This window comes from Virgibacillus siamensis (genome assembly GCF_900162695.1).
GTDB classification, from domain to species: Bacteria; Bacillota; Bacilli; order Bacillales; family Amphibacillaceae; genus Lentibacillus; species Lentibacillus siamensis_A.
The window spans coordinates 2008263-2025742 of record NZ_FUIH01000007.1; the positions used below are offsets into that span (position 1 = coordinate 2008263).

At 41.1% G+C, this 17480-nt stretch carries 17 protein-coding genes; 4 read left to right on the forward strand and 13 right to left on the reverse strand.

The genetic code is table 11. From position 1 onward, the window contains the following. Positions 1-73: 73 nt before the first annotated feature. Positions 74-739 carry a class D sortase gene (locus B1K71_RS13930; protein WP_077328075.1) on the forward strand — a complete coding sequence of 222 codons (666 nt, stop codon included), beginning with the start codon at positions 74-76 and terminating at the stop codon, positions 737-739. 86 nt (positions 740-825) lie between these two features. Beyond that, on the forward strand, positions 826-2850 hold the full coding sequence (locus tag B1K71_RS13935; protein WP_077328077.1) for a penicillin-binding transpeptidase domain-containing protein: 2025 nt from the start codon (positions 826-828) through the stop codon (positions 2848-2850). Between the two features lie 299 nt (positions 2851-3149). Here B1K71_RS13935 and B1K71_RS13940 read toward each other — a convergent pair whose 3' ends face one another. Further along, complete coding sequence (locus B1K71_RS13940) at positions 3150-3605, reverse strand: carboxymuconolactone decarboxylase family protein (RefSeq protein ID WP_077328078.1); 456 nt, start codon at positions 3603-3605, stop codon at positions 3150-3152. 156 nt (positions 3606-3761) lie between these two features. Between B1K71_RS13940 and B1K71_RS13945 the strand changes: the two genes are divergently transcribed. Further along, positions 3762-4706, forward strand: a complete 945-nt coding sequence (locus B1K71_RS13945) for a DUF6612 family protein (protein ID WP_077328080.1) — start codon at positions 3762-3764, stop codon at positions 4704-4706. A gap of 36 nt (positions 4707-4742) precedes the next feature. Here B1K71_RS13945 and B1K71_RS13950 read toward each other — a convergent pair whose 3' ends face one another. The 9 genes from B1K71_RS13950 to B1K71_RS13990 form a co-directional block, all read right to left on the reverse strand. Beyond that, a complete protein-coding gene (locus B1K71_RS13950) occupies positions 4743-5189 on the reverse strand; it encodes an IDEAL domain-containing protein (RefSeq protein ID WP_077328082.1) in 447 nt (148 codons plus the stop codon). Between the two features lie 114 nt (positions 5190-5303). Then, entirely contained in the window at positions 5304-6311 is a 1008-nt protein-coding gene (locus B1K71_RS13955) for a hypothetical protein (protein WP_077328084.1), read from the reverse strand. Positions 6312-6459: 148 nt separating this feature from the next. After that, positions 6460-7236 (reverse strand): ABC transporter permease, encoded by a 777-nt coding sequence (locus B1K71_RS13960; RefSeq protein WP_245799278.1) that lies wholly within the window; start codon positions 7234-7236, stop codon positions 6460-6462. After that, positions 7233-8186: an ABC transporter ATP-binding protein gene (locus B1K71_RS13965; RefSeq protein ID WP_077328086.1), complete on the reverse strand. Its 954-nt coding sequence runs from the start codon at positions 8184-8186 to the stop codon at positions 7233-7235. The genes B1K71_RS13960 and B1K71_RS13965 overlap by 4 nt, the downstream gene beginning before the upstream one ends. Positions 8187-8387: 201 nt before the next feature. Further along, complete coding sequence (locus B1K71_RS13970; protein ID WP_077328088.1) at positions 8388-8741, reverse strand: DUF779 domain-containing protein; 354 nt, start codon at positions 8739-8741, stop codon at positions 8388-8390. A gap of 60 nt (positions 8742-8801) precedes the next feature. Further along, a complete protein-coding gene (adh, locus tag B1K71_RS13975; RefSeq protein ID WP_077328090.1) occupies positions 8802-10322 on the reverse strand; it encodes an aldehyde dehydrogenase in 1521 nt (506 codons plus the stop codon). Positions 10323-10627: 305 nt separating this feature from the next. Next, on the reverse strand, positions 10628-10810 hold the full coding sequence (locus B1K71_RS13980) for a cold-shock protein (RefSeq protein ID WP_077328092.1): 183 nt from the start codon (positions 10808-10810) through the stop codon (positions 10628-10630). Positions 10811-10913: 103 nt separating this feature from the next. Then, positions 10914-11666 carry a Cof-type HAD-IIB family hydrolase gene (locus B1K71_RS13985; protein WP_077328094.1) on the reverse strand — a complete coding sequence of 251 codons (753 nt, stop codon included), beginning with the start codon at positions 11664-11666 and terminating at the stop codon, positions 10914-10916. 117 nt (positions 11667-11783) lie between these two features. Then, positions 11784-12281 carry a DUF1648 domain-containing protein gene (locus tag B1K71_RS13990; RefSeq protein ID WP_077328096.1) on the reverse strand — a complete coding sequence of 166 codons (498 nt, stop codon included), beginning with the start codon at positions 12279-12281 and terminating at the stop codon, positions 11784-11786. Between the two features lie 189 nt (positions 12282-12470). On the opposite strand from B1K71_RS13990, the gene B1K71_RS13995 reads away from it, so the two are divergent. Then, positions 12471-14114, forward strand: a complete 1644-nt coding sequence (locus tag B1K71_RS13995; protein WP_077328098.1) for an SLC13 family permease — start codon at positions 12471-12473, stop codon at positions 14112-14114. Positions 14115-14318: 204 nt separating this feature from the next. Here B1K71_RS13995 and B1K71_RS14000 read toward each other — a convergent pair whose 3' ends face one another. The 3 genes from B1K71_RS14000 to B1K71_RS19680 form a co-directional block, all read right to left on the reverse strand. Then, positions 14319-15509 (reverse strand): MFS transporter, encoded by a 1191-nt coding sequence (locus B1K71_RS14000; RefSeq protein ID WP_077328100.1) that lies wholly within the window; start codon positions 15507-15509, stop codon positions 14319-14321. A 21-nt stretch (positions 15510-15530) separates the two neighbouring features. Then, positions 15531-16727, reverse strand: coding sequence for a CynX/NimT family MFS transporter (locus B1K71_RS14005; RefSeq protein ID WP_077328102.1), 1197 nt, complete (start codon positions 16725-16727; stop codon positions 15531-15533). Positions 16728-17069: 342 nt separating this feature from the next. Further along, complete coding sequence (locus tag B1K71_RS19680) at positions 17070-17165, reverse strand: putative holin-like toxin (protein ID WP_175631918.1); 96 nt, start codon at positions 17163-17165, stop codon at positions 17070-17072. Positions 17166-17480 lie beyond the last annotated feature (315 nt).

The following is a 17480-nucleotide window of genomic DNA, read 5'->3' on the forward strand; positions in this document are numbered from 1 at the left end:
CGGTTTTGCAGTTGATTTAATTACCTGTTTCCATTATATTCGTTATAAAGAACTCAATTTGGTGGTGCTTATTATGAGAAGACTTGCGGTTGTTGTAATTATAACTGGAATAGCACTAGTCTTAATTGGCGGATACCAATGGTTTTCCTCCAAAAAAGCACAACAGGAAACGATGCACGAAGCGCGTACACTATTGAATAAAAAAAATCCTGAAACCAACTTGCCTGCTTTTACGTTTGATAAAAAGAAGCCATTCACCAATCCACCCTTCACGGACAGAAAAGGGAATTCTGAACCAGCAGATTCCCCCGACATTGACACAACTTTTGAACCTGAATTTGGTGAAATAATTGGTATATTGCTTATACCTGATTTGGATGCGGAACTTCCTATTGTAGAGGGAACAGATGCCGATGACCTGGAAAAAGGGGTGGGACACTACACCGGTACCGCATTTCCAACACAACATAATCAGATTGTTCTATCGGGGCATCGGGACACTGTTTTCCGGAGAACGGGAGAACTCGAGATTGGAGATTTATTAATTGTACAACTGCCATATGGTAATTACAGCTATGAAATAACAGATACAGAAGTAGTTGATGCAGATGATCGCACTGTCATTGTCCCCACCGCTCCACAAGAGGTTTTAACGCTGACTACATGCTATCCATTTTCTTTCATAGGAAATGCACCTGACCGATATATTATTACGGCGTTACCTGTGCGGAAAAATTAACAATTAATCCTGTTTTCGTACATGTTTTTGCTTATAGAAAATGATATGATAATAGATGGATAGAAACAGAAATTGAGGGGGCCATTATGAAAAGAATATTGCTTTTACTGCCTGTATTATTCATTTTATTCCTGTCTGCCTGTTCGGATGATGGAATTACACCGCAGGAGCGGTTTGATAAATATGTCAGTCATTGGAACAGTCAGGAATTTAAAAAAATGTATGACATGTCTTCCAAAAAATCCACCGATACATATCCTGCTGAGAAATATGTCAAACGGTACAAAGATATATACGGTGATTTGGAAATTAAAAATGTAAAAGTTACGTATGACAAACTATCGGAAAAACAAACCGAAAAAGCAATGGAAAATGGAAAGATAACCATTCCGTTCAGTGTAAAAATGGATTCCATCGCAGGACCTGTTAAATTTGATTACAAAGCAAGACTTGTTCAAGAAGGTGAAGATGACAAAACAAACTGGTATGTTAACTGGAATCCCGGATTTATTTTTCCAGCCATTAAGAATGGAGGAAAAATCGGTTTGGAAACGGAAGAGGCCCGACGCGGTGAAATATTGGACCGCAATCGGATGCCGCTGGCGATCAATGATGTTGTCTATGAAATAGGAATTATCCCCGGCAAACTTGGGTCAAATCCTGATCAGCAAAAACAACAGATTGCCAATTTGCTGAACATGTCAGTTGAATCAATCAACAATAAGATAAACGCTGACTGGGTCGAATCTGGCATGTTCGTACCAATTAAAAAAGTTCCAACTTCCAATGATAGCACACTAAATCAGTTATTTAACCTTAGTTCTGTTGTTAAACGTGATGTTACGGGAAGAGTATATCCCTATGGTAAAGCGACTGCACATCTGGTCGGATACGTGGGTAAAATCACTGCGGAAGAACTGGAAAACCTGGATTCCAAAATTTACGGTCCAAATGATGTGATCGGTAAACGCGGTCTTGAGCAGCGTTTCGATAAACAACTTCAAGGTGAAGACGGTGTAAAAATTACCGTTACGAAAGAAAATGGTGAAACAAATGTTATTGCCGAAAAACCCGTAAAAGACGGCAAAAATATTGTAACGACAATCGATGCAGACTTGCAGCAGAGAATATTCAAAAGTTACGACGGAGAAGCGGGCACCGCAGCCGCTATCGACCCGAAAACCGGGGAAACGCTGGCGCTTGTAAGCAGTCCGTCATTTAATCCAAATGATTTCTTATACGGAATCTCACAGTCAAAACTGGAAGAGCTGCAAAACAATCCGAAAAAACCATTAATTAATCGTTTTGCAGCCACATTTACACCGGGGTCAAGCATAAAGCCGGTAACAGCCGCCATCGGATTAAACAATGGTACCATCAAACCTGGTGAAGGTGTAGAAATCAATGGGCTGACATGGAGCGGCGGCGAAAACTGGGGCGACTATAAAGTAAGACGTGTTTCCACTTCAAGTCAACCAGTCGATGTAACAGATGCCCTGATTAGATCGGATAACATTTACTTTGCCATGCAGGCGGTAAACATGGGTGCGGACAAATATGTAAAAGGCTTAAAACAATTCGGCTTTGGCAAGGAGTTTCCATTTAAATATCCAATTCAAACATCAACAGTATCTACGAGTGGAAACATAAATGATGAGGTATTGCTGGCAAACAGCAGTTACGGACAAGGGGAACTCCAGATCAGTGCCTTGCATCTTGCCATGACGTATACGCCAATTTTGAACAAAGGAAATATGCTGAAGCCTACCCTGCTAATTGATGAAAAAGACGGAGAAGTCTGGAAGAAGAACTTAATCACTGATAAACAAGCAGATCTCCTGCAGGATGCGTTGCGTAAGGTTGTTGCTTCTCCAAAAGGAACGGCAAATGGAGCCCAGCGCGCTGACTTTCCGATATCCGGTAAAACGGGGACAGCTGAGCTGAAAAAGACCCTTGACGAGAAATCAGGGGCCGAAAACGGATGGTTCGTCGGCTATCCATCCAAATCGAAAGACATTCTGATATCCATGATGGTAGAACATACAGAAGATAATGGCGGAAGCAGTTACGTAGTGGATAAAGTAACGAACGTTTTAATGGATGTTAAATAGTTTTTTAATTAACTGCCCAGCCTGGGATTGTTCCAGGCTGGGCTTTCCATTTCGCCCAGCGAATGCGGGTTATTTCCTCCGCAAAATTTCACGCCATGTTGAAGGTTGATTTTTTCAATGTCTAGGTTGATTCTTCACACTTGTTGGTTGATTAATCACCAATGGAGGTTGATTTTCCGTGTGAAAGGTTGATATCACTTCCATATGGTTGATTATCGCAGTAGATTTTCATCATCTGATGACTACTGTTGAATTCCATGAAAAAAACCTCTGCATCCACAGAGGTTTTTACAATCCTATTATTTCTCCGGCTGATAGTTTCCGGGAACTGCCCGCATTGTGATAGCCAGACGGTTCCAGCTGTTAATGGTATTGATTGCATAAACAAGATCGACAAAATCTTTTTCATCAAAATACTCACGGACTTCCTGATACAAATCATCGGAAACGTCATGAGTGGAAATTTCTGTGATCACTTCTGTCAATGCCAATGCCGAACGTTCCCTGGCGGTGTAGTAATCCGTCTCACGCCATGCATTCAGTCCATACAGTCTTTGTTCAGTTTCGCCGTTCGCCCGTGCATCTTTCGTATGCATGTCCAGGCAAAATGCGCAGCCGTTAATTTGAGATGCCCGCGTTTTAACCAACTCCAGCAATGTCTGGTCCAATTTTGTCGATTTCATATATTTCTCAAAACCGACCATAAGCTGTAATGCCTCAGGTGCAATAGAGTAATAATTCAAACGTGCTTCCATTTAAATCCCCTCCACCATGTAATAACCTCAGTTTAATTCTATTCCTTTTTTATAGTAAACAAAAATAATTGAAACCAATATACCATTGAATCGTACAATACATTATTGGTATTATTTTTACAACAAACCAAATACATCCAGGGAGGAGAACTGGCGATGAAAAAAGTTTTATTATCATCCATGATTGTTTTCATGCTGATGCTGCTCGCAGCATGCGGACAATCCGAAAACACAAGCGACAGTGGAAGTGAGTCCGGCAACGAGGATCCGAAACAAGAGAAGAAGGAAGAATTGACGGCATTGCAGGTTATTGAGAAATCCGGCAAAACAATGCAAAACTGGCCAGGAATGGAATATTCCATGGATTTAAACCAGAATATCACTGCGACCAAAGGTGATCAGACGAAGAAGATGAAAACCCAAATGACTATGGATACGAAAATGAAAATGGATCCAATGTCCATGTATATGAGTGGTCAAACCAAGGCAAATGGTCAAACTATTCCAGTGGAAAACTATTATCTGGATGGAACTATGTACACGAAAACACCACAGGAAACATGGATTGGAATCAAAGGAATGAACCTGGAACAAATGCAAAAACAAAGCCAGGGCAAAAACCCTTCCAAGACGCTTGATCAATTCAAGAATATCCTGAAGCAGTTTTCCGACAACGAAAAGTCCAATAAATTCGTTACAATGAAAAAACAGGATGGCATGTATGTTGTGACAATGGATTTAAACGAAAAGGCATCTCAAAAAGTGCTGGAACAGGGATTGAAACAGGTAAAGGATTCACTTGGCTCACTTAAACAAATGGGAATCGCACAATCTTTAAATAAGATGAAAATCAAACATCTGAAACAAACCTTTTACATTGACCAAAAAACATTTGAACAAAACAAAATGGAGCAGAAAATGACAATGGAAATGCCTATGAACGGCATTAAAATGACCATTGATCAGGAAATGGCAATGGAAATCACCGGTAAAGTTGAAAAACCAATTTCTGTTCCAAAGAAAATCAAGCAAAATGCAAAGACGATTTCCATGAAACAGCTCCAGAAAATACAGAAACAGCAGCAAAAACAACCAAAATAAAACTGAGTGGATGGGATCCGGAAATCCCATCCACTCTTATTTTTGAAGAAGTTTGGTTAAGGAAATAAATTTTCCTTTATCACGCTCATCCAATGATTGATCAATAAGGCGTCTCAGATTCATGTTCTCCAATTCATGTATAATGAGAGCGGTTTCATCAATTTGATTGTTTTGCTTCTCCTCTTCAAAAATATAGTATGGCTGCGCAATAACATCCAGCTGCAGCAGAAAATCAGGAAGGGAAATTAACTCTGTCATAGTCAGGTAAACGATGTCTTTACCTTTCTGGAAAGCAAACCTTGCCCCCATATTTTCCACTTTTTGTGTTTTGCGATTAATCCGTATTTCTTTCGCTTCTGTCGGGACAAACTGATAAACTTGCTCATCAATCAGTACAGAAAAATACTGATAAGCTAAAATAACGCGAATAAATTCATTATCTGCCTTAATATAATAGGGCTTTAACATCTTTACAGTAACCATATTTCCACCTCCTGATTTAAATATACTCGTAATTTTCAGTTAATTAATTTTACTACATAACGGTGAAAAATACAAGTGAAAGTTTTGGAAAAATAATACCGCCAATCTCAAAGATTAGCGGAGGTAGTTGTGCACGATGTATTCAACAGCTTGTTGGACATCTTCCTGTGAATACTTTTTTTGTTCTGCCTCTTCAAGGATTGCACCGGATTTTTTCAAATAGTGGATTCCTTCTTTCATATACGCTTTGTAACGGTTATTCCATTTTTCAATTTCATCTGCAAATTTTTCATCCGTACCTGGAACAACAAATTCCTTATATAAATCTACTATCTGCTCCCCTTCACGTTTGGGAAAGAACTCATGTGGATCTGTACTGTCAAAAATACAGAAATCCAAGCCGCGGACAAGCACCATATCGAGACTGTTCGGATCAAAACTGCAATGATAAACTTCTGTATCGAAACCTTTAGCAGCACATGCTTTTGCCAGCTTTTTCATGAAGGTTGACTTTCCTGTTCCCGCACGGCCCTTGATGTAATCAACATTTTTTATGTCCTTAATTAAATGAGGCACTTCATTTACAACGCCATCCGGCGTGTTGGTGCCAAAAAACCTGTGGAATATATGACCATTCGTTCCCTGACTCGCTTTATCTTTTAATAAGTTATCAATGAATTCCTCAGCAAATTCATCTGCCCGTACAAAATTCATTTGGTTGAAGTAGATTTTTTCAAGTTCATCGTGTATACGTAACCCTTTTTCGAAACTTGTGTGTGCTCTTTGAATAAATGTGTTAAACGCCGGGTCGATTTTCTGCGTGGATGGAAACCATCTATCCAACAAAATGAAAGTACCATCATCCGTAATAGTTGAATCCAAAACGGCAAGTGACTTTTCACGAGTAATAAATCCGTCCAAGTAAGCTTTTCCAAGCGGACTTAGCAGTATTTCAGCGTCCGACTTATAATGTCCCATCAGTTTCCGAAGAACTTCCGATTTAAATTTTTGCGAGGGATGTTGCAATAAAAAAACGGATTGAATTCTTTCTATGTTTGTATCAAGAAAGTTCACCAGTCCTTCAGCAGTGTTGCCTGTTACATAATATTTTTGTTCCGCCAAAGCAAACACTTCCTTTTTTAAATATACTTACTGCCAAATTAAGTATATTCGTCTAAAAGAAAGAATGTGCATTTTATACCAATTCTTTCATAAACAAATTAATAGACTAATCCCAAAAACCGCTACCCCACGGCAACGGTTCTCAAATCTAATAATGCCCCAACAATCCTTTCTTCATGGCATGCCGTTCACAAGCGATATAAATTGCAACACCAATAATTCCATAAACAATCGCATTTCCAATCAGCCATGCATAGTCACTAAAAGTGAAGTCTGCCAGTGTATAGCCTTTGATCATAATCATACGTGTCATATCGACTCCTTTAACAAACGGGGCAACAACAAGATATGGTGCGACTGATAATGGAACAAACGTCAATCCGGCTACAATAAACTGCAGGATTTGCAGAAAAGCGTTAATTTGTTTGAAAATAAGTGCCAATCCAGCTACGACAAAGCTTGTTCCAATCATGCTGGCCAATGTCAGAACCAGGATTGGGAATATTGCCAACGGATTTAAATTCAGCCATTCACCAGCTGTCGCCATGGAAAGAAACAGTAGAAAAACAACTAGAACAAAATGGTTGAAGACCGTTCCAAATAGTCTTGCGAGTAATATTTTCCACGGTTTCACCGGGGACATAAACAACTGCTCCAAAGTACCCTTCATCGCTTCATCCGAGATGGTCCAGCCAATCGATTGTAAAGTCATCATGCCAAAGTACCAGAAAATATAGTTCACAATAATATACTGGGTGTTCGTACTAGCCTGTGATGGATCTCCGATTACCTGAATCCCGAACATCATGCCAATGAAAATAATATAAAATGTCAGCAGCAAACTGATTGTGTTTGCTTTATAACGTTTCAGTTCAACATATTCGAGCATTGTATTGACGCGTAATACGTTCCAAAATGGTGTCACGATGCCGCCTCCTCTTTTACCAGTTTCATAAAGACCTGCTCAAAATTAATCTCCGTTCGGTTTATCGTTTCAATAGATGTTTTGTTTTTATATAAAATGTCCATCAAACTATATATTTCATGTTCTTGTTCAAAACTGACTTCCAGCTTCATGCCATCCAGCAAATGTATTGGAAACTGAATCTTGAGCATTTCCAATTGTTCATCTGTCAGTTCGTCTTTCAAGTGAACCTGATATGCACTTGTTTCAAATAGGCGAAGCAGCTGGTCGACCCGATCATCTGCTATCACTTTGCCGGCATTAATGATGATTGTGCGTTCACATAAATCCTGTACAACCGGCATGTCGTGTGTACTGATGATGATTGTTTTCCCTTGTTCACGGGCTATATTCCGCAAAAGTTCCCGGACCTCATAACCTGTTGTTACATCGAGTCCCAAGGTTGGTTCATCGAGTAAAATAACATCTGTATCTGCCAGCATTGCAATACAGATAGCCAGTTTTTGCTGCATGCCCCTTGATAAATTGTTAACCAGTTCATGCTTTTTGGATTGAAGCCGAAAAAGTGTCAGCAATTCCTCGACACGGGCTTTGATTTCTTTTTTAGGGATACCGCGGTTACCTGCAAAATATTGCATATTTTCAAGAACTGTCATACGCCAATAAAGGTTCCGGTTTCCTTCGAGAACAGCACTGATATGACGTAATGCTTTGTTACGGTCCTTTATGCTGTCAAACCCGTTAATTGTGACTGAACCTTCATCCGGAACCAGCAATCCGCAAATCATTTTAATTGTAGTCGTTTTACCGGCACCATTTGGACCAAGCAGCCCAACAATTTCCCCTTTCTTTATCCCGAATGAAACACCTTTTACAGCGACAAACTCTTCTTTTGATTTTCGCTTTTTATACTTTTTCATTACACCATCCACAGTAATAATGCCTTCCATATTCCTGCCCCTTTCCTGATTTCTAATTTTTATTATAAAGATTTATCAGAATAATACATCAGCCAATTGATGTTTTTCCTCTCGGTCTGAAGGCGGAGGAAATATTCGGCTCTATGATGGCTGCTCGCCCGCGTTGGGTGCGTTGCTCTACAAAAAAAGAATCCATGCAACTCTTCAAAGCTGCATGGATTCTCCCTTTTTTTATATTAATTCCGCTCGTTCTTTCTCGGTAAACACCCTGGATCTGGTCAGGAACCGCTTGCCCTCGGGTCCTTCCAGTGAAAACATTCCACCCCGGCCATCAACAGCATCGATAATCAGCTGGGTATGCTTCCAATATTCATATTGATCCTTGGACATATAGAAAGGTGTTTCGCCGATTTCACCCAGAAGTACATCAGATTCACCAACACGAAATTCTCCCCTTGGGTAGCACATTGGCGAGCTTCCGTCACAGCATCCCCCCGATTGATGAAACATGAGCGGGCCATGTGTCTCAATTAGCGTGTTGATCAGCTGAAGTGCTTCATCTGTCGCTGTCACTCGTTCAACCATTCTTCACACCCTTTCTATTTGTTTTTTATAATATATGCAACGTCCGATCTTTGATTCTGATTAAAAGAATCCGGCTGTCCCCTCACTGTAACTGATTAAGAGATTTTTCGTCTGCTGGTAATGATCAAGCATCATCAAATGGTTTTCCCGTCCGATTCCGGATTTCTTATAGCCGCCAAACGCTGCATGTGCCGGATACTGATGGTAGCAGTTTGTCCAGACACGCCCCGCCTCTATACCGCGGCCAAAACGATATGCGGTATTAATATTTCGTGTCCATACACCGGCACCCAGGCCATACAATGTATCATTGGCGATTTCCATTGCTTCGTTATCATCTTTGAATGTTGTAACGGACAAGACCGGACCAAAGATTTCTTCCTGAAAAACACGCATTTTGTTATCACCTTTAAAAATGGTCGGTTCGATATAATAACCATCGGCCATTTCACCATCAAGCTTGTTAACATTACCGCCCACAAGCACTTCCGCACCCTCCTGCTTACCGATGTCCAGGTACGACTTAATTTTCTCCATTTGTTCCTGTGAAGCCTGTGCCCCCATCATGGTATCTGTATCTAGCGGATGACCGATTTTAATCTGATTAACCCGCTCGATGGCTTTTTCCATAAATTGATCATAGATGGATTCATGTACAAGCGCCCTGGAAGGACAAGTACAGACTTCCCCCTGATTGAGTGCAAACATGACCATGCCTTCAATTGTTTTGTCCAAAAATCCGTCATCTTTGTCCATAACATCCGGAAAGAAAATATTTGGTGATTTTCCACCAAGCTCTAGTGTAACAGGAATAATATTTTCAGATGCATATTGCATTATCAGTCGACCGGTAGTCGTTTCACCCGTGAAGGCAATCTTAGAAATACCACTGTTTGATGCCAACGGTTTACCAGCCTCGACCCCAAATCCGTTAACAATATTCAGAACACCTTTCGGCAGCAAATCCTTGATTAGGTCCAGCAATACATGGATTGATGCCGGTGTCTGCTCTGCCGGTTTCAGCACAACACAGTTACCAGCGGCGAGTGCCGGTGCAAGTTTCCACGTAGCCATCAAGATTGGAAAGTTCCATGGAATAATCTGTCCGACAACTCCCAGCGGCTCATGGAAATGATAGGCAACTGTATCATTGTCAATTTGACTGATACCGCCTTCCTGCGCACGGATTGCTCCGGCAAAATAACGGAAATGATCGATTGCCAGGGGTATATCCGCATTCAATGGTTCTCTGACTGCTTTTCCATTATCCCATGTCTCCGCAACAGCCAATGTCTCCAGGTTTTCTTCCATCCGATCGGCAATTTTATTCAATATATTTGCCCGCTCGGCAACAGATGTTTTTCCCCACGCTTCTTTAGCTGCATGCGCCGTCTCAACAGCTGCTTCAACATCTTCTTTTGTTGACCGTGCAATTTCACAAAAAACTTTCCCGGTTACCGGACTGACATTCTCGAAATACTTTCCATTTGCCGGGGGACGATATTCACCGCCGATATAATTGTCATACCTTTCCCGAAAATTAACTTTCGCCCCTTCAGCATTGGGATTTGCATACCTCATAAAACCATTCCTCCTCTATATATTGTAATCGTTTACAAAATTCTGATGAAAAAATCTAGTTTGATATTCTTATTTGAATTATAGCAGTTAATTTAAAATTTTGACAACAAATTGATTATAAAAAAACAGCCCTTCATTATAAGGACTGTTTTTGACTGGAAGCTGAAGTTTATATAGGAAAAGACGCCACTTCAGAGGCGCCGAAACTATTTGTTAATTATAAAAAGATGCCGTTTGTGACATCTTCCTTTCATATCATAAAAATTATGGATAACTTTTTATTGCTTCAGCTTCAATACCATTCACTACTTCAATTCCGGAAGTACGCGCACTTCCTGTTTCATTGAAGATTTACAGAGCGGGCATACTGGTTCTTCCTCAAAACTGTATGACTCTCTCATCCAACCTGAACAGTCTTCACTCGTACAAGACCATACATTGGTTTCAACTTCCGGCACCGGCTCTTTTGGCCCGCGGGAAAATGACATAACAGCAACCCCTTTCATGGTACTGTTACCATTATACTCCTTTCTGTGATACAAAGAAAGGAAACACGGCTCATTCGTTCAAGTTAGACAAAAGAAGGTGAAGTTATACAGACTTCTCTTGATTTAGTACAAACGTTTCGATCGCTTTCGCAACTCCGTCCTGATTGTTAGTATCTGTCACATGATCTGCCACTTTTTTGATTGCTTCCTGTGCATTTCCCATTGCAATGCCAAGCCCCGCCTGCTGAATCATTTTAATGTCATTTAAGCTGTCACCAATTGCCAGCACATTATTCATCGTAATATCCAATTTATCGCATAATTTCCGCAGTGCACTTGCTTTATTTACACCTTTTGGATTGACTTCGATGTTTGTGGGCAGAGAATTAGTCAGTTCCAATTCATCATAATGGGATAGTTCTTTTACGATATTGTCGAGTTTAGTTGTATCAAGCGAATCACATCCATATTTCAGCCACTCATAATCGTAAAAGTTTTCCGGGCCTTCACCACCACGCCAAACCTTGTCAGTCGATATCATCCAGCTGTTTACTTCCATCTGTTTTCCGAGTTCAAACATCAATTGAACCATCTTTGGATCAAGCAAATGTTGCTCCAGAAGCTGTTCTTCCACTGTCCAGATTTCCCCGCCGTTCGCCGTAATCAGAAATGATGGCAGGCTGAGCTGCTTTGCATAAGGGAGACAGGTTGCAATCCCGCGCCCGGTACTGAGTACAACGTGAACATCCTTTGCCAGTGTTTTGCGAATAACCTGTTGTGTGTAATCAGAGATTTCTTCGTCATTTGTTAATAACGTCCCGTCCATATCGAGTGCTACCAATTTTATTTTATCCATTTATACGCTCCTTATCTCTGCCATTCCTCTGTCATGGAAACCATATTATTATGAAAGGGAAACAGCAGGCTTATTGTAATATACTTCGAAACTCTAATCAATAGAAAGGATATGATGTTACGTTTCCCTGTTCATCGGAATGAAAAAAAGAATCATCGTGACTAGCGGAACAAAAATGGAAAACAAAATAAACCATAATCCTAATGTTGAATACCCATGTGCCGCCTGAACAGTTTCATACGTTGCATAGGAAAGAATCAGAACGATCTCAAAGTTAAAAACAGCCATCATTGTTCTCGCCAACCGGTAAATTCTCGAAGCATTCTTTTCCGTGATTGTTACTGGCAGGTTAAAAATATGCGGTACTTTATTCAGAAAATACATCATAAGAAAAGTGGCTGTTGTGATAGCCGGTAATATGAATAAAGAAGATTTGTTTCCCCATCCATCCGCTTTCCCCTGCGCATTAAAATGGGTTGGAATACGGTCCGGAAGATTATCAAACTGATAAATGGCGTAAACAATACTTGCAATAATAATCATTACAGACAGGAGATTGAAAAACCTTTCCCATCCGGTTGCAGGGACTTTGATTTTTGGATTGTTCAGATTCATTGTTTTCTCCTTCCATTTTCATAAACCTTGTTGACCGGATGGTTAAAGCTTTATCTCTTCCACCGCATCCTCAACTGGAAATTTTCCTTCTAAAATGATAGCATACAATATCATATGTCAATAAGAAAGCGTATACGGCATTCTTTTTGCTATAATTAATGAAATAATAATTCAAGGGAGGTAATCAAAATGATAACAGCAACTTGGGACTGGTTATGGGATAAGCATGATCAGGCAAAAGATTTGATCCGTTTTTTTGTAAAACCGAATGACTCCAAGTTCGGTACACAAGGAAATGATCAAGCAGAAAATACAGCAGACGGTAACGGAGGGGGCAATAACCGCTCTTATAAACCCGCACAACTGATAGGGCTCTTTTTAGGTCCGGCACTATTTGTACTTACATTATTATTTTTTCAGCCTGAAGGACTGAATGATGCTTCACAGGCAATATTGGCCAGCACAATATGGATTGCTGTCTGGTGGATAACCGAAGCTTTGCCGATACCGGTCACATCGCTGTTGCCGATAATCCTATTCCCGCTTACAGGTGGACTTGATATCGGAGCAACGACATCATCATATGGTGATGATACTATCTTCCTGTTTATGGGAGGCTTTATGATTGCCCTTGCGATGGAAAAGTGGAATCTTCACAAGCGGATTGCGCTGTCAATCATTTCCATCATCGGCACGAACACGGAACGAATCATTCTCGGATTTATGGTCGCAACCGGGTTTTTATCCATGTGGATTTCCAATACAGCAACAGCCATGATGATGGTACCAATTGGACTTGCAATTATTTATCAGGTTTCCGAATCATTAAAGGATGATGATTCAATCGATACATCAAAAGAAAACTTCGGTTTTGGCAAGGCATTGATGCTGAGTATTGCCTATTCCGCATCACTTGGCGGTATCGGCACTCTGATCGGTACACCGCCAAACACCGTGCTGGCAGGTGCTATCAGCAATCTGTACGGAGTTGAGCTTTCATTTGCCAAATGGATGCTGTTTGGCGTACCGATTGCTTGGATATTTATTTTTATCACATGGTTTTACCTTGTGAAAATAGCTCACCCGATGAAACTGAAGGAATTGCCCGGCGGCAGGGAAGTAATTCAATCCGAGAAGGAAAAGCTTGGGGCTCCATCGTTTGAGGAAAAAGCTGTTTTTGTCGTTTTCGTTGCGGCTGCACTTTCTTGGATCAGTCGATCTTTCCTGCTAGTCGAAATTAACGAAAATATCAACGATGCCATTATTGCCATGACTGCAGCGGTTATCCTGTTTATAATACCAGCGAAAAACAAAAAAGGTGACCATTTGCTGGATTGGGATACAGCGGTCAAACTTCCGTGGGGGATTCTGCTCCTCTTTGGCGGTGGTTTGGCAATCGCTGCAGGATTTAAGAATTCCGGACTGTCCAAATGGATTGGTGAGCAATTAAGTGTGCTGGAAGGTATCAACATCTTTATTATTTTACTTGCTGTAACAGCATTGGTCATTTTCCTGACCGAAATAACATCGAATACTGCGACAGCATCCATGATGTATCCGATTATGGCATCGCTTGCGGCAGCGCTCGGTGTTCACCCGTTCGCTGTCATGATTGCTGCTGGTGTGGCCGCTTCCTGTGCCTTTATGCTGCCGGTTGCCACCCCGCCAAATGCGGTTGTTTTCGGTTCGGGATATTTACGAATACCAGATATGGCCAAGGCTGGTTTTGCATTGAATATCATCGGCATTATACTCGTTTCCCTCGCTGTTTACTTCCTGCTTCCGGCAGTGTGGGGACTGGAACTGACTGAAGTACCGGAAATGCTGAAATAAAGTTGTTTTAAGGGCAAAAGCTGATAACCACTGATGATGGTTGATTTTACTTTCTTGAAGGTTGATTAACTCTTGATAAGGGTTGATTTATACTTGATGAGGGTTGATTAATACGGCTTGATGGTTGATATCATCATACGAAGGTTGATTTCCGTCAATAAAGTTTGAGAATAACCGCCTAATATCAGATATACCCGGAAAGCCTCATGCATGTGAGGCCTTCCTTTGTTTTCGCACAAATAGTATAAATACTGCAGGAAGAATTGCGGCAACCAAAACAAGTCCCGTCCAGCCAAACATACTCCAAGCTGGTCCCATTGCCGTGCTGCCGAGGGAAACCCCAATATAATAGGATACAAGGTAAAGACTGGATGCACTGCCCTTATGATGTGTTACTTGATCACTGACTGATGCAGCAGTCAATGAATGCGCCGTAAAAAAGCCCAGACATGCGACACACAAACCAATTATCAAGAGCCATAGTACACCACTAAGGGTCATCAGGATACCGCATGATAATACGACAATCCCTGCAAGCCGAACTTTCCGGAGACCAATTTTCGAAGCAAGCCATCCTGCCAGTGGTGATCCGACAACACCCAGGCCATATGCAAAAAACATATAGGATATGGTCTTCAGGCTCAATGAAAATGGCGGCTCTTCTAAATAAAAAGGTAAATACGTCCATATTCCGGTAAATGAAAACTGCAAGACTACCCCGAGACCGAAAATCAACAGCAGTGTTGGATTTTTTAAATGAAACATAAATGCTTTAATATCTTTTGAAAAGGTTTGTTCACTTGATTGGAAAAATTGTGATTTTGGCAGCATAAAAAATACTGCCGCCAGAATGATTGCACCTATTACGGCCAACACATAAAATGACATCTCCCAGGAATAATGGTCCGTTAAATATCCGGTAAGGACCCTCCCCATCATGCCTCCCAGTGCATTGCTGGAAATATAAAGAGCTGTTGCGACCTGCACACTCTTCCGATCAATTTCTTCACTTAAGTATGCGAGTGATGCGGCCGGCAAGCCAGCCAATGCAAAACCTTGCAGCAAACGTAATATAAGGAGCAAAAAGAAGGAATCGGAAATCGGAATCAGAAAAAAAGGGATGACCGATCCAACCAGTGAAAGTTTAATAAAGACAGTTCGTCCATGCCGGTCAGAAAGAAACCCGAGCACAATCAGACCGATGATCAGCCCAATAATCGTTAGGGAGAGTGCAAGACTTGATTCTGACACAGTTACCCCGAATTCCTTAACAAACACCGGCAAAAGCGGTTGTACTGCATACATGCTTGCAAACACAAAAAAGGATGCAAGAGCAAGACTAAGGGTAATCCGCCAAAAGGACTGATCATGCATTGTGTATGTTCGTTGCTGCATTTTTCTTCACACCCCTACATTTTAGTCCAGAACGTATTTGTCCCGGCCTGCTCCCATTCCAAACAGCATTACCATAATTGAAACACATATTAATGTAACAAGCGGAATGTTCCAGGAATGAGTAACATCATATAATAATCCAATCAGCATCGGACCTACCGCCGCAAGACAATACCCAAGGGACTGAGCCATCCCTGAAAGCTCCGCGGCGTGTCTGGCATTACGTGCGCGCATACCAAGAAAGGCGAGAGCCAAGGCAAAGCTTCCACTAAGTGTAACGCCAATTAAAATCGTGCTGATCACCATGGTAGTGTAAGATTCACCAATCAGCAGCCCACCATACCCGCAAATGCCGGAAATCGCCATTACCAGTACAATTCCACGCTGTGACTTGAATTTACCCGCAATTACCGGTACAAGAAAACTGGCCGGAAGCCCGATAAACTGCGTAAAGGATAGCATCCATCCGGCCGTTGCCATGCTCGCACCGTACGCATGCAGAATTTCCGGAAGCCACGAAATAGTTACGTAAAACAAAAAAGACTGAAACCCCATAAAACAGGCAACCTGCCATGCAAGTGGGGATTTCCACATCCGATTATCACTGACAGGCACATATTTCATTTCCACATCATGCTTCTGCCAATTTGACCGTGATAAATAAATCCACAACACAATCGCAAATACTGCTGGTATGACCCAAATAAATAACGACCATTGCCAGCCCCAATTCAGTCCCCGCGCGAACGGAATACTTAACCCGGATGCTGTAGCAGCGAATATTCCCATGGCAGTAGAATATACACTTGTCATTAACCCGACTTTTGTCGGGAATTTTTCCTTGATAACGCCTGGCAATAGCACATTTAAGATTGCAATTCCCAGTCCGACAAACAATGTTCCCAGAAATAACAATGCTACAAGCGAAATGGACCGGACTGAAATTCCAAATAGCAATAAAATAAGTCCTAATAAAAGTGTCCGTTCATTTGTATACCTGTTGCTTATTTTAGGTGCGACCGGTGACATAACTGCAAATGCAATCAGCGGCAGGCTTGTCAAAATCCCTGCACTCCAGTTGGAAAGCCCGATGTCGTCACGAATAATTCCAAGTAAAGGCCCGACAGACGTAATTGCCGGACGCAAATTAAATGCAACAAGTATAATTCCTATAACAAGCAATATGTAGTACGATTTCAGTTTATCCTGATTAGGCATGAAATAATTGTCCTTTCATAAAAGTAACTCAATCTAATATAGCACAAACAGTTATGGTTAATTAATCAATACGTTTTGCGAAAACATGATTAGAATCAGTTAACATTCACAGGACATTTTTACTATTTTCAAGCAAATAAAAGATATTTTTTGCACTAAATTGCAGTATTAACTGTTTTTTTCTTTTCTTAACTGTAAAATGTGGTATACTATAGGTACAATTAAGCATATAATAAAAGACCACAGCTGCAACTGTGGTCTTCAGATAAGCGGTTCCCCCAGGGGATCAGCTTTCACAGAATAGGCCTCTCCCATCAACACTTCGAGGGTTAATAGGGAGGTCTATTTTTTATTGGTAATTTCGACAATGAGCCTCAGCAAGGCAATCAGCAGCGTTCCAAACGCAAGCATCATCATAATTGCTTCGAAAAAACCCAATGGCATCACCCCCTCATTAACTGGGTCAGCCGACCAATCCCTAAAAGAACATTATCTCTATTACATAGTATAGCACAAATTTCGGTAAAAATACGAACAAATGTTTGGTTTGTGGAAAGTGGTACATTTTTTTGCTGGGCCATTTGAGGGATTTTTAAAGGGTGGAATGCTATATGTGCCGTTATTCGGCAGTCTTATTCAACTGGTATAGGCAAAAGGAGCTTCTTTGTGTGCTTGTATACTCTATTATATGCAGGTTGTTTTCAGATTCGTAATGAATTTGTGCGGATTTTGGCAACTTGGATTGCTGCCAAC

Excerpts from the sequence above, each read along its gene's own strand:
- B1K71_RS14000 (WP_077328100.1), bottom strand. The coding sequence starts at position 15,509 with ATGCAGCAACGAACATACACAATGCATGATCAGTCCTTTTGGCGGATT.
- B1K71_RS13970 (WP_077328088.1), bottom strand. The coding sequence starts at position 8,741 with ATGGTTGAACGAGTGACAGCGACAGATGAAGCACTTCAGCTGATCAAC.
- B1K71_RS13995 (WP_077328098.1), top strand. The coding sequence starts at position 12,471 with ATGATAACAGCAACTTGGGACTGGTTATGGGATAAGCATGATCAGGCA.
- B1K71_RS13980 (WP_077328092.1), bottom strand. The coding sequence starts at position 10,810 with ATGTCATTTTCCCGCGGGCCAAAAGAGCCGGTGCCGGAAGTTGAAACC.
- B1K71_RS13945 (WP_077328080.1), top strand. The coding sequence starts at position 3,762 with ATGAAAAAAGTTTTATTATCATCCATGATTGTTTTCATGCTGATGCTG.
- B1K71_RS13950 (WP_077328082.1), bottom strand. The coding sequence starts at position 5,189 with ATGGTTACTGTAAAGATGTTAAAGCCCTATTATATTAAGGCAGATAAT.
- B1K71_RS13965 (WP_077328086.1), bottom strand. The coding sequence starts at position 8,186 with ATGGAAGGCATTATTACTGTGGATGGTGTAATGAAAAAGTATAAAAAG.
- B1K71_RS13985 (WP_077328094.1), bottom strand. The coding sequence starts at position 11,666 with ATGGATAAAATAAAATTGGTAGCACTCGATATGGACGGGACGTTATTA.
- B1K71_RS14005 (WP_077328102.1), bottom strand. The coding sequence starts at position 16,727 with ATGCCTAATCAGGATAAACTGAAATCGTACTACATATTGCTTGTTATA.
- B1K71_RS13940 (WP_077328078.1), bottom strand. The coding sequence starts at position 3,605 with ATGGAAGCACGTTTGAATTATTACTCTATTGCACCTGAGGCATTACAG.
- B1K71_RS13990 (WP_077328096.1), bottom strand. The coding sequence starts at position 12,281 with ATGAATCTGAACAATCCAAAAATCAAAGTCCCTGCAACCGGATGGGAA.
- B1K71_RS13930 (WP_077328075.1), top strand. The coding sequence starts at position 74 with ATGAGAAGACTTGCGGTTGTTGTAATTATAACTGGAATAGCACTAGTC.
- adh (WP_077328090.1), bottom strand. The coding sequence starts at position 10,322 with ATGAGGTATGCAAATCCCAATGCTGAAGGGGCGAAAGTTAATTTTCGG.
- B1K71_RS13935 (WP_077328077.1), top strand. The coding sequence starts at position 826 with ATGAAAAGAATATTGCTTTTACTGCCTGTATTATTCATTTTATTCCTG.